The 12218-nt window shown below is 66.6% G+C and carries 4 protein-coding genes; all 4 read right to left on the bottom strand.

The genetic code is table 11. The features are described 5' to 3' along the window. Positions 1–263, bottom strand: a 263-nt coding sequence (locus ACZ7L9_RS07930; protein ID WP_471413467.1) for a transposase, incomplete at its 3' end; no start/stop codon positions are given. Positions 264–641: 378 nt separating this feature from the next. Next, complete coding sequence (gene mads8 / locus ACZ7L9_RS07925) at positions 642–6080, bottom strand: methylation-associated defense system ATP-binding protein MAD8 (RefSeq protein ID WP_471413465.1); 5439 nt, start codon at positions 6078–6080, stop codon at positions 642–644. A gap of 116 nt (positions 6081–6196) precedes the next feature. After that, positions 6197–7891, bottom strand: a complete 1695-nt coding sequence (mads7, locus tag ACZ7L9_RS07920) for a methylation-associated defense system protein MAD7 (protein ID WP_471413464.1) — start codon at positions 7889–7891, stop codon at positions 6197–6199. Further along, on the bottom strand, positions 7891–12108 hold the full coding sequence (mads6, locus tag ACZ7L9_RS07915; protein ID WP_471413463.1) for a methylation-associated defense system protein kinase MAD6: 4218 nt from the start codon (positions 12106–12108) through the stop codon (positions 7891–7893). The genes mads7 and mads6 overlap by 1 nt, the downstream gene beginning before the upstream one ends. Between the last annotated feature and the right edge of the window lie 110 nt (positions 12109–12218).

Genomic DNA, 12218 nt, shown 5'->3' with positions numbered 1-12218 from the left:
ACCGCGGCCAGAGCCCGTCGCAGCCGTGCGACGTCGACCCGGCCGGCGGACAGGGCGTCGTAGAGCCCGCCGTGCCCGCGACGGTGCTCGCCCACCAGAGACAGTTCCACCAACGACCGGACCGGACCGTCCGCACACAACACCGCGTCCACGAGCTCGAACAACGCATCCGCACGCCTGGTCAGACAGGAGTGAAACTCACCCCGGAAGCGTGACAGTTCCGCAAACGGATCCTGCCGGACAGCATGATGCAACAGACTCATCCCCACGGCCTTCGTGCTGAGCTTGTGTGTTCCTTGGTCGGATCACATGCTCGGCCGAAGGCCGCCTGCGTGCACCGCAGTTACCAATCCGAGTGATCAAGTACGACGAACCGTTCGGACCCCGAGGTTAAAGATCAAGCTAAGGCTTGTCCCACAATGATCAAGAAGCCTGCTCGGTCGCCTGGGTGTTGGTCCCCGAACCGATCACGGATCCCGGGCGGATTTCTCGTCTGGACATGCGCCGCCGAGACCAGCTCGCCGGAGTGATCCACGAGTACCGGCACGCCGCCTGACCTGGTCGGATGAAATATTCAGCAGCCACAGGTCCACGAACCGACTTCTCCGGCAGCTCGAGCTCCGAGGCGCCCACGCCAGCTGTCACCCGATGGCTGTCTTGGTCGCCCCACCATGACTCGTCACACGCGGACGGCACCGGATCTTCACAGCACCTCGTGTGAAGGCGTCGTCGGTGGCCTTGCCCGACCACACGAAGGCCTCACCAGGATTCAGCGCCGCCATCTTCTCTGCCGTCAAGACGGAAAGCGCGGCATTCGCCTTCTGCAGATGCTTCAGCCACGCCGGCGAGGTGAACTTGTGCAGCACCATGTGGTTGGACAGTTCGATCAGCGAGATCGGCACAGACGGCGGATCCTGGCTGGCCACGAGAATGGACATTCCCTTGTGTCGCATCTCGCGGACACTGGAAACCAGGCCGTCCACCAGATCGGGGCTGCGAATGTACTTGTGCGCCTCGTCGAAGACGACCAGTTTGTTGAACGCGTGCCCCTCGTGGCGGGCGTCGGAGAACAACTGCATGAGGACGACGAATAGCCCCAGCGCCTCATCCTCCCCGATGTAGCCGTCGCGGAGATCGACGATGATCAGCCGTCCAGGTCGTACGAGGTCCTGCAGTCGGGCGTCGTCGTCGATGTACTCGGCGGCCAGTTCCAGCCGATCGTATGCCAGTTGCTTGAGCGTGTCGGACAGGGAGGACTGCTCCACCCCGAGCCGGATCGCATCCAGCGTCAGGTTGTCGCGGTTGGCCTTCATGATTCTTCCGAGCTGGCGGATGTAGAGCGCCTGGTTTCCGACAGCTCCCATCAGAAACCGCCAGTGAGCTGCTTTGAGTTCGGAGGAAGAGAACTTCAGCGGCCGTACGTCCAGATCCGGGAACTCGCCCTTCCGGTCCTCCACCATGTCGGCGGGGGCCAACAACAGGACATCGGACAGCACCGCGGGTTCGGCTCCGTAGCGTTCCCGGAGTGCGGCCAACTGGTCCCGGTCACTGTTGGGACGGGTCATGCTGGTGAACTCGGGCGCGTAGCCCTCCGCGTCGCTGTAGTGGAAAACAATGCTGGCCAGGGGGTGCGAGAGCTGGTTGACCCCGGGGGCGGGCAGGCTTGCCATCTCCAGGATCGACCCGAGCGTGTAGCTCTTCCCTCCACCCTGCACACCGAACAGGCTGATGGTGTGGGTCTCGTTGAGGTCCAGGGCGATCTTCCGGCCCGCGCTCACGCCGAGCAGGCCATACTGCCCGGTCGGTTTCGAGACCCCGAGGAAGACATCGGGGTCTGGTGAGGTGTCCGCCAGCTCTGCCGCTCCTGGCCCGGCGGGCACAGCCGGTGCCGCTATCGATGTTTCCGGTTCAATGCCCGGCACCGAGCTCTCGGCCTCCATCGCGGTGGCAGCACCCTGCGTCCCCGTGGCGGGGGCATCCGACGAGTCTCTGGACTTCTCCCCATCAGCAGAGCTCTCGGAAGCCTGCTGCAGCGGGACCCCCGGCGCCTCCGGCTCAACCGCCTCCAACGCAGCCTCTGCTCGATCAGGAGCCATCGGCAAGACATCATCCAGCACTGCGCTGAGCGGGGCGGGCTCCTCCGGCAGTTCGCGACCGCGAGAACGGGGGCGCAGGCTCCGAGTGACCTCGCCGCGCTCAATTCCCGCCAGTTCCGCGCCCGCCAACAGATGAGGCGCGCTGCGCACCACTCCGCCGAGGTACTCGGTCTCCACAGCGTCCAGTAGTTCGGTCACCTGCTGACGGCCGATTCTGTGGAAGGTGATACCGCCGTCGGTCTCGATATCCGTCCCGTCACCGCTCAGGTCAAAGATGAGACCGGTGCCGGCGAACTCAAGGTTGTAACCGTGGTCGAGGTGATCGAGAAGCCAGCGTGCCTCGTCGTATCCCTTCTCGTCGAAGAGGCCATAACGGTTGGCGCGCGCGAGGTAATGGCTGAGCAGCGAACGAAGTGTGAGGTTCTGCAAGGGACGGTCGGGGCGCTCGACGAGCGGGTCGAACTGGGTGGCCAGGGTCGCCCTGCTGTTGTCGATCTGCTGGCCGATCTGCTTCTTCGTGGCGTCGTAAGCGCCTAGGCCGCCCACCCCGGTGAAGCACTTGACCTCGACCAGCCGGCAGACCACGGCCCTACGCTCGACATCCAGGTCGAACAGTGCCAGGTCTGTGCGATGCAGCCGCACGGCCCCGTCGCCTGCGGTGATACGGCGCCGTGCCTCGCCGTAGAGGTCGGTGTGCGCATCCAGGGGGATGAGGATTTGGTTGCGCAGGGCGCCCTGGTATCCCAGGTACAGCCTGGCGAGACCAAGCCCCAGAACCTCGGTGCGACTGCTGCTGCCGAGTGCGGCGAGCTTGAAGGCAAAACTGCCGGAGAGCTCTCTGAGCTGGTCGAAGAACGTCCTCACATGGCGAGGTTCGAGGTTCAACTGCCGGTCGTCGAGGACCAGTTCGACCAATGCACGCAACTCGTCGACCGACCGCGACGAAACCACGATGTGATGGCCCATACCGGTCTGCGCGGTCGCCGAGTAGTCGATGACGTATTCGGGCCGGTCGGTCCGACCGTGGTCGAAGTACTCCACTCCGAGAGTTCGGTCCACCGTGACGACCCAGTCACTGGCCTGGTGCACATCGTGCAGAAGGGCCTTGTCCCGGGCCGACAGGCGCAGCGTTATCTGCGGCAGCTGTCCGGGACGCGGTTCCCCAGATGTCATGGCCACCACGGCAGCCGACAGAACTTCCGGTAGCGCTGCCATCAAGTCCCCGGTCTCCTCGGCTCCGGATACGGGATCCGTGGCACCGTGCCGGGGCTGGCGGCTCCAGGCCACGAACTCCCCGTCCTCGGCGTAGTAACTGGTCAGTTCCTGTACCAGACCGTGGGCCGCCGCCCTGCCCGAGGTGCGTGCGCCCGGCGCGATGTCGAACTGCTCGCCGCCGAAGGGATCGAACAGAATGGTCAGGTGGGCAGGGAAGTCGGTTGCGCGGGTCCGGAGGTCGGATGCGTCACGCACCACGACGGCGAGCTTCGGCCGCAGCGGGTCTCCGGGCGTGCCGAAGGCCTCGGCGGCAGCAGCTCGCGGCCCAGACCCCGGTGAGAACAGGTCGGTGAGCGCTTCACCCACCCATGGCTCCCGAGGGTGGTCGGTGAAGAGACGGATCGTGTAGCGCAGATGAGCAAGGTGTCTGCGGCTCTGGAGTTCGGTCAGCATCGAGACCAGCGCCTCGCCCCGACCGACACCGAGGGCGTTGATGACAAGGCTGTCCGCATAGGGGTGCAGGCGTACATAACGCTCGACCCGGTCCGCGAGGTCGGCGCCGGTTACCACACCGGAGGTAGTGGAGCTGTCGCTCACCCCCAGGGCGGAGCCCAGCCGGGATACCGTTCCCCTGGGGTCGGCGGTCTCGCTGGGCAGGCAGACCTGCCAGTAATCGGTAAGTTGCCCGGCCGCAAAGGCCAGTTCGCTTGTGGTGAGCGGGACGACGAGCGGGAACCCCAGTGGGGCGAGCCGCTCCACAAGGCTGTGCAGGGTCTCCATTACCCGGTTCTTGTCCTGGCCCTCGGTACGGTCGAGCCAGTGGTCGGCCAGTGCCGCCTGTCCGCACCACCACAGCGCCCGCAGCGGATGAGTGGGCGAGACCAGCACAATCCGGCGACGCCCGCCCTGCACGTCGGCCAGCTCCACGGGCACGGTGTCGGTCCGCAGCAGCAATGCGAGTTCGGCCCGGTCCTGATCAGCCGTACTGCCCCGGGCATTCTCCAACGCACGCACACACCGAGTGACCGCTCTCAGGTATGCCTCCGCGCAGGCTTCCGCTTCCTTGCGGACGGCGCGAGGATCGGTACCTTCGAGAACCAACGGCACGGACCCGTCCGCGTCGGTTCGTACCGCGGCGAACAGCGTGGCCCTGGCTTGGAGATAGCCGTCGAAATCGCTGCCGTCGGCCGCCGTGACCGCCAGCGGCTCGTCGTCGCTGAGCTGCCACCGACCCGAGGCGTCGATGTTCAGCCGGGGCCCTTCGAGGGCGTACGGCCGCGCCAGCATACGCTCTTCGGCCTCGGCGAGCGGAATGGGCAGATCAACGGTGATCAGACCTGCAGGCCCGAAGCCCGCGCGCAGCGGCCAAGTTTTGGCCGTTCGTGCCCCCCAGCCCACTTTGCGGCAGGACACTCGCCACGGATCGCGTCCCTCAGCCCGTGCGGTAAAGCGCAGCCGGTTGATCGCTTGGGCGAGCCCGGAAGCGTGCTGGGAACGCTGGATGGGAGGGTCGTCGAACTCGCCGTCGGGGACGACGTAGAAACGGTCGCTCTCATGTGGCCGATGCGCGCCGTCGGCACCGGCCACTCGCATGGGGTCGCCATTGCTGTCGAGCGGGGTGACTCGGACGAAGTGCCACCCCTCCTCCCAGTCGGCCTTGCGGCCCTTCTTCAGCTTGATGGTCGCGCGGTAGACCGTCTTGGCGGTCCTGGCTACCGCGACCGTGGCGGTGAAACCGGTCGGACTGACCGTGGTGGCGCCGCGATCCTCGTCGGTCTCGCTCTCGGAGAGAATCTGGACCGAGAAGCGCGCGAGGCCTGCCACGTGGCGGGGATCAGGGTCGACGGTGAAGGAGACGGGAAACGAGGTGAGTCCGCCGGGCAACAGATACTGCCCGCCGAAGAGCCTCTCCAGTGCGGGGTGATTGCGCAGGTCGTCCTCATTCTGACCGGCCTTGGGCAATACGGTCAGCTCGTGCACCTCGATGCCGACCCGCTCGTCACCGAGCGCGTTCTCCTGAGGCCAGTGGTGAAAGGCGAGCGGCCAGTTGTCCGGGTCCACAGCGATCGCACGGCACCAGCGGGAGGGGGTGTCGAGGCCCGTGCGCGAGGCGAACCGCACCAGTCGGCGTAGGAACTCCTGGGCAGCCGGCGAGTTCTGCGGAAGCCCAAGGCTCAGGACCCGCTGACGGTCGGTGGTCGTCGCCTCGGTGAGTTTGGCGACGGTCCTGCGGTTGCGGTCGGCCTTGCGGCCCACCAGAGTCAGATCCTGGTACAGGCCGAAATCGGGGATCAGCCCCAGCAGATGAACAGCCGCCCCGGCCGCCTCGGGGTCGTGGTCGTTCTCCCGCAGCGTCAACAAGTAGCGCACGGCGGCGCGGTCATCCGCCACGGGACCGCCTTCCTCAGCCTGCCGATCCAGCAGTTCGGTGACGGCGGGGCGCAGGTTTTCGGGCAATTCACGCAGGATCGAAACCTTGAGCTTCGCATGCACGTCGTCCAGCGACAGCTGCTCGAAGGTGGCGATGCCAAAGGAGTCCTCGGCGCTGGCCCGAGTGCCGGGCGGTACGAAGACGAGCAGCGGCGGGCGGAGTCCACCGTCCTCGTCCGGGTTGCGCAGTTCGACGAGTTTGGTGCTGCTCACCACAACATCGACTGGAATCTTCCCATCGCCCTCGCCCAGGACGAACACCTGCGTGTCGGGCAACAGGGTGCGCAGCCCACGCACCAGCCGTGCAGCGAGCTCGATGTCCAGGTCACCCAGACGCATGCAGTGCCCGGCTTGTCTGCCGCGCAGTACAGCGGCCAGCCGCGGTAGGAGAGCGTGTTCCAGGGCGTCCCGCCACTGCGCCTCGGTGAGCTCGGTCAGTCCGCGTGCCATCCCGTTCACCTCCCGCCCGCCGTGACCGTGCCGTCCACGGCGATGGCGAACCTGGGCGTGATCACCTGGGTGAGGTATGCATCGGACAGGTCGCTGTAGAAGCCGATTTCCCGCATCCGGGTAGTGAACGCCTCGGCGTTCGCCCGAAGCGCCGCCTGCTCCTCGAACCCGGCTGTGGGAAAGCCGTCGTCAGCCGGCAGTCGGTCGACGTGGAGTCCGTAGCGGGTGCGCAGTGTGTCCATGAACTCGTCCAGCCTCAACTGCTCAGTGTGGTAGGGAAATCGCGATCTCGTGCCGCGGGGATTGGGCCGCAGCAGCGCGATCTGGACCAGGACTTCCAGGAGCGCGCTGTCCATGACGAAGCGGCGTCGGCCTCGATGGGGTTGGGTGATTACCGCGCCGGGGCGGTTCTTCAACAGCAGTGAGTCGATGGCCTCGACGATGTAGTCGTAGTGGTACTTACCCCGGTACGCCATGATCAGCTCGATGTACTGCTCGAAGGCCACGAGCCCCATTCCCGCTCCGAGCAAGGGTCGTACGCCCTCGGGTTGTTCGTCGATCGGAGTTTCGTCGAGGAGCGTGTCCATGCGAGCCGCGAAGAACCGCTCGCGCCGCTCCCCGTAGTCCTCTCCGGCGTACCGCAGCAGTTCGGCCACGGTGAAGAACCCTCGGGACGGCTTGGTAATCTCCTTGCTGTCGGCGAGGTGGTCGGCGAACTCGCCCAGCTTGCGCACCACGTAGCCAGCCCGTACGAAACCAGGGATGCGCCGCAGCCAGACGTCGGCACTGTGTTCCGCGAGCGCGGCGACGGGGGTGCCGGGCACACCTGCGGCGTCGACCAACAGTCCCACTCGGAAGGGACAGTTACCCACGCCCTCACCCGAACCTCCGCCCCCCGATGCGCAGTTCTCGGGACCGCAGCTCGGCTCAGCGGCGGATCGCGCCACGATGGCCGGCAGCAGCTTCATCGCCTTGAGCTGGCCCAGGGCCAGGTGAAATGCGAAGAGGATCTTCAGGTACTCGACCATGACGATACGGGGCAGCAAGTCCTGCAGGGACAGCAGCCGTAGGACGTCGTCGGCGAGCAGGTCGGACTGCCCCACGCACAGCGGAGGCGCCGAGTACCAGCCCTTGACGCTCGTCGGGGAGTCCTGCTTCACCTGGCTGTTGAGGTGCAGCACGGCCTGGGTCTCGATGTCGACGCTGGTACCGGGCAGCTGGGTGCCCAGGGCGGGGTCGAGTCCGGTGAAGAAGAACGTGCGGATCCGCTCCAGGGCCAGTGTGCCGCGCCCTCCACGCGCATGGCGCAGCATCTCGTAGAGCTGGGCGTCGGCTCCGTAGGCGCGAGAGTGGTTGTAGTTGCGGAACTTGTACGTCAGGCCATGCAGCGGGCGCAGGCCCGCAACAGCCTGGTTGGGCTTGCCCCGGTTGACCATGTCCAGGAGCTGGGTCTCGATCCAACGCTGCGCAATGTCCGGGGAGTCCCTGAACCCTTGGAACTTCCCAGCGTGCTCCTCCGCGAGGAACTCCTCCACGAACTCGTCCGCCAGCGCCCTGCCCCGCGCGAGCTTGCTGGTCTGGCCGTTGTGGTTGACCCTCATCAGGAACCCGGTCAGCACCCGGTCCATCTCAACGCGCTTGAAATCCAGGTAGGACACGCCCAGATGCCGGAACTCACTGTCCCGCTTGCGCAGCGCCATCACTTCCCCCTCGTCGCCGCGGTGCCGTCATGCTCACCCTTGGGCCCCAGCTGGAGCGTTCCGTCTGGGAGCCGGGTGATGCGATGCGGCAAACTGCCGGGCGCGGTCAGCAGTACTTCTTGGTACGAGGTAGCCGACAGCGCGTTCTTGAACACAGCCAGCGCCAGGTTCTGTCCCTGGCGGTCCTCGACCCCTGGCTGATGGCCGGCGTGCAGCCGGTCGAGGAGTTCGTACAAGTCGAGGCGGATAACCAGCTCGGCACGGTGCTCGGCGGATCCGTCCGGTGTCCGCCCCCGGTAGCGGACGACGATCTCGCGGGGGCTGGTCTCCACGTAATCAGAGGCCGCGGGCTTGCCGACCTCGATCGTGAATCGGTCGGCGGGGAACAGCCGGTGACTTCGGACGGTTCCGCCGGGCACCGACCTGACCTGCAGCGCCAGGGCACGCTCGCCGTCGTACAAGGCGCCGGGCAGTCCTTCACCCCGGTTGACAGCCTCGATGATCCGGCCCAGCTCGGCCTGTACAGGTTCATCCCCGGCGAGCAGGTCCAGGAACCTACCTCCTGCGCGATAGCTGAGCAGGGACTTCCAGCGCTCGCCGTCCAGGCTTTCGAAGAAGAAGCGGCGGCGCGCGGCGGCGAGGTAGGCGCGGTGCGCGCCGGCTTCCGTCCGGTCGGCCGACGGGGTGCGGGGCAGCGCACCGAACCGGTCGGCGAGCAGCTCCGCGTCATGACTGCCCCGCTGGTCGACGGAGATCAGGCTGTGGCCGCCGTCCGGGCCCGTGTAGTCCAGCTTGCGGTCGAGTTGTGGATCGGCCAGGGTCGCCACATCCAACTCACGCAACTGCGCGAGCAGGCGGTCCTGTTCGTGCTCACCACCTGAGTGCAGGCCCGCCCAGCTGGTGAAGTAGAAACTGTCCAAACGTTCTTGGGCGCTGTCCGGCCGCTGGTAGAGCTCATGGATCTGAGCACAGTCCCTGCCAGAGGTGAGCATGTAGGCCAAGGCGGAGCGCAAATCGCGCAGCGTGATGTGGAGCCGTCCGCGCAGATGGGTCATCCGGTACAGGGCGGCAAGCCGCCCGATAACCACGGGACCGGCCGTCGGGTGGGCGAACGTCTGCGCGTTGTGCCGGGCATAGCAGCGGGGTGCCAGATCACAGGAAGCACAGCCGCTCCAGCGCCTGGGATCGGTCATCGTCTGCACCATGCGATGCAGGATGGAGTCCCCGGCGCCCGCCGGGTCGGCGACGACGTCCCGCGTATTGAGGTTGACGACGGCAACGCCTTGATCGGTGACGCCGCTCGCCAGCCCCTGCCGAATGGTGCGCGCAAGAAACGGGTAGCGGTCGGCGTGGGCGGTGACGAAGTCGGTCAGGCGCCCTTCGTTGACGGCGATGAGCCGTGTCTGGTCCTGGGGCCAGTTGCCGACGTCCTCTCCGTGGAAAGGCGCGAGGAAGGCGTCGAGTACGGCGTCGTTGTCCTGGTCGCCTTCGTCCTGGCTGCCGTCGTGGTTGGTGTGGAAGGCACGCTCTTGGAAGACAAAGTCGTCACCGTTGACCCGCTTCTCGCCCTGCGCGGCACCGCGTTTGAGAGCCTCGACGGCCAGCTGTTCCAGGAAGGCTGTCTTCCCGTCACCGGCGTTTCCGGTGATGACGACCAAGCGGTGGTTGCCGCCCAGGACGTCGTCCAGCAGCGCGGTGTCCAGGGCGGTGGCCACGTACAGCGGGAACTGCGCTGGGTCGAGCCCTCGCGTACCCGCGTTGGTGCGGGAGTTTTGACTGTAGAGGGTCTGGAGATGGCTGACGAAGGCGTTGGTGCCATCCCGCCCGGCGTCCGTCGTGCAGACCGGCTCCAGTTCGGGCTGGTCGTCCTCTTCGCTGCGCCGGGTCCGGCGTACCTCTCCAATGGTCCGTACGGCCGCGAGGAAGGCCTCTGCATCCGGGAAGCGGTCGGCGCGGCGCAGCGCGATGGACCGCAACAGCACGTCGGCGAACGGACGGCTCAGGTCGCCCAGGCCGCTGATTTTCCGCGGGTCCAGCGCATGCTCGTCCTTCGGTGGCTGCGCAAGCCCGGGCCAGGGGTACGTACCGGTCAGCGCCATATAGGCAGAGATGCCGAGGGCGTACAGGTCCAAGTCGGCGAGCTCCGCCCGCGTGGGGCGTTGCCGCAGCACCACGTCTGGGGCCTGGAAACGGAGCGAGCCCAGTGTGGGCGTCAGCGTGGAATCGACGGAAACGGCCGCGTTGAAGTCCAACAGCTTGGTGCCGTCCGCCGTCCACAGCAGATTGCTGGGCTTGATGTCGCAGTGGTAAACGCCGTTGTGGTGGAGATGGCCCAGCCCGGCCAGGCAGTCCTCCAGTAGTCGTACGACATCGGCGGCACCCAGGCGGCGCTCCCACGCTGCCGAGACCTGGAGGTCTTGTCCCTCCGCGAACTCCAGCCGCAGATAGGGGAATCCCCCCTTGGGCAACCAGTCGGCGTCGATGACGCGGACCAGGTTCGGATGCGCGGGCAGTTGACGTAGAATCCGGTACTCGCCCTTGAGTCGGATTCCCACCGACTCCGGGTCATTGGTGATGATCTTGAGGACCTCGTCGGTGTCGTCGAGGGTGTTGAACACCTGGTAGACGACGCCGAACTTGCCCTGCCCGAGTTTCTTTCGGACGTGGAACTTCTCGGTGAGACGGAAACCGTCGGGCAGATTCCGGTAGCTGTACGGATTCCCCCAGTCGAACGGGTCGTCGGGCGAGCCGCCCGTGGTCGCGGACCCACCGAAGCCGCCTGCGCCACCGCCCGAGCGGCTCGACCCCCCACGCAGCAACCGCTCCAGCTCGGCGATCGCTTCGCGGGCGGTCGGCCGGAGGGCCGGATCGGAGGCCAGCATCCGTCGGATCAGCTCCCTGATCTCCGGGCTGATCTCGGCCCCATCCAGGCTGTCCACGAGTCGCATCCCGCCGGTCACAGAGGGCAGTTCTCCGGTGTACAGCTCGTGAAAGAGCACCCCCGCGGCAAAGATGTCGGAGGCGGCCGAAAACCGTCCGGGCTCGTCCAGGCACTCGGGCGCGAGATAGGCCGCCTCGGCGTGCTCATACGCGTCCATGGCGACGGTCCCGGCCCGCCTTTGCCCGGTGTGCGCGTAATCGAAGCCGGTGAGCATCGCGGTGCCGTTACGGCCGACCAGAACCGTGTCCGGGGTGAGATGGCGGTGCACCACCCGGTACGCATGGGCGAGCGCCAGCCCGGCCAGCGCACCGGACAGGATGCGGCGCCGGGCATCCGCCCCGAGCGCTCTGGGTCCGTCCGCCATACGCACCCGCAGCGCCTCGGCCTGTACGTCCTTGAGGACGACAAAGTATCCGGTCTCATCCTCGAGCGGCAGTACCTGAACGCACGGCACGATGTGCGGGTTGGGCGGCAGCTTGTTCAGCGCCTGGAGAGGATTGCCGATCCGCTCCCGCTCGCGCGTGTGCTCGGCCTCGGGCAGCAGCGGGTCCACGGTGTGCACCTGAATGAGGTACGTCCCGGAGTTCGGCTGGTCCGGCTGCACCGCCCGGTACACCGACACCCGGTCCTCGGCGCTCGCCTCCGGGCCGGCCTCCGGCTGCGGGTCGGCTTCGACGAGGGTCTCGACGGCCTCGTAGATCCCGAACCTGCGCCGTCCGGAGGGGGCCCGCGAAACCGCGTTCAGCGCGCGGGCGATGTCGTCGTGCAGGCCGTTGATCGGCATCTCCGGCGTGTTCGGCGCAAGCCGGGACGGCCGGTGGGCAGAGAGGAAGGACACCAGGTCCTTCAACAGGACGGTGTTCTTCTCGTCCTTCCCATCATGGTCGACGAACAGCGCGTCCTCGTACGGCAGGATCACCAGTTCTTCGCACCACACTGAGCCGATCAGCGGTGAAAGGTGTGACTGTCGCAGCAGGTTCCCGACGGTCTTGGCGTGCTCACGGAGTTTCTTGACGGGGCTCGGAAACGGCTGTCGCCCCTGCGGATACCACTTCTTGCCCCACACCTCTATGCGGCCGTGAGTGCCCTTGGTATCGGCGATGTAGCAGGCCCGGTCCGTAAGGATCGCAAGGTCGACCTCGAAGCACTGGCGGCCCCGGTAGATCTCGAAGTTGGAGATCACGGTCCAGTCGTCGGGGGCGTGGTCGCGGAGATGGCGCAACACCATGCGCTCGGCGTCGTTGACGGGGTCGCCGACCTTGATGATGCGCGCCATGAGTACCCGGTTCCCCGTCCGTTCCGGTCAAGTGAGGGCGGCCGTGATGTGCGCCGCACCGCGATGTGCCAGGGTCACTTTAGTACCGGGTGACGCCACTCCCTTCTTGG

Source organism: Streptomyces sp. NPDC111516, assembly GCF_055635345.1.
This window is presented reverse-complemented; position numbering and strand designations above follow the sequence as displayed.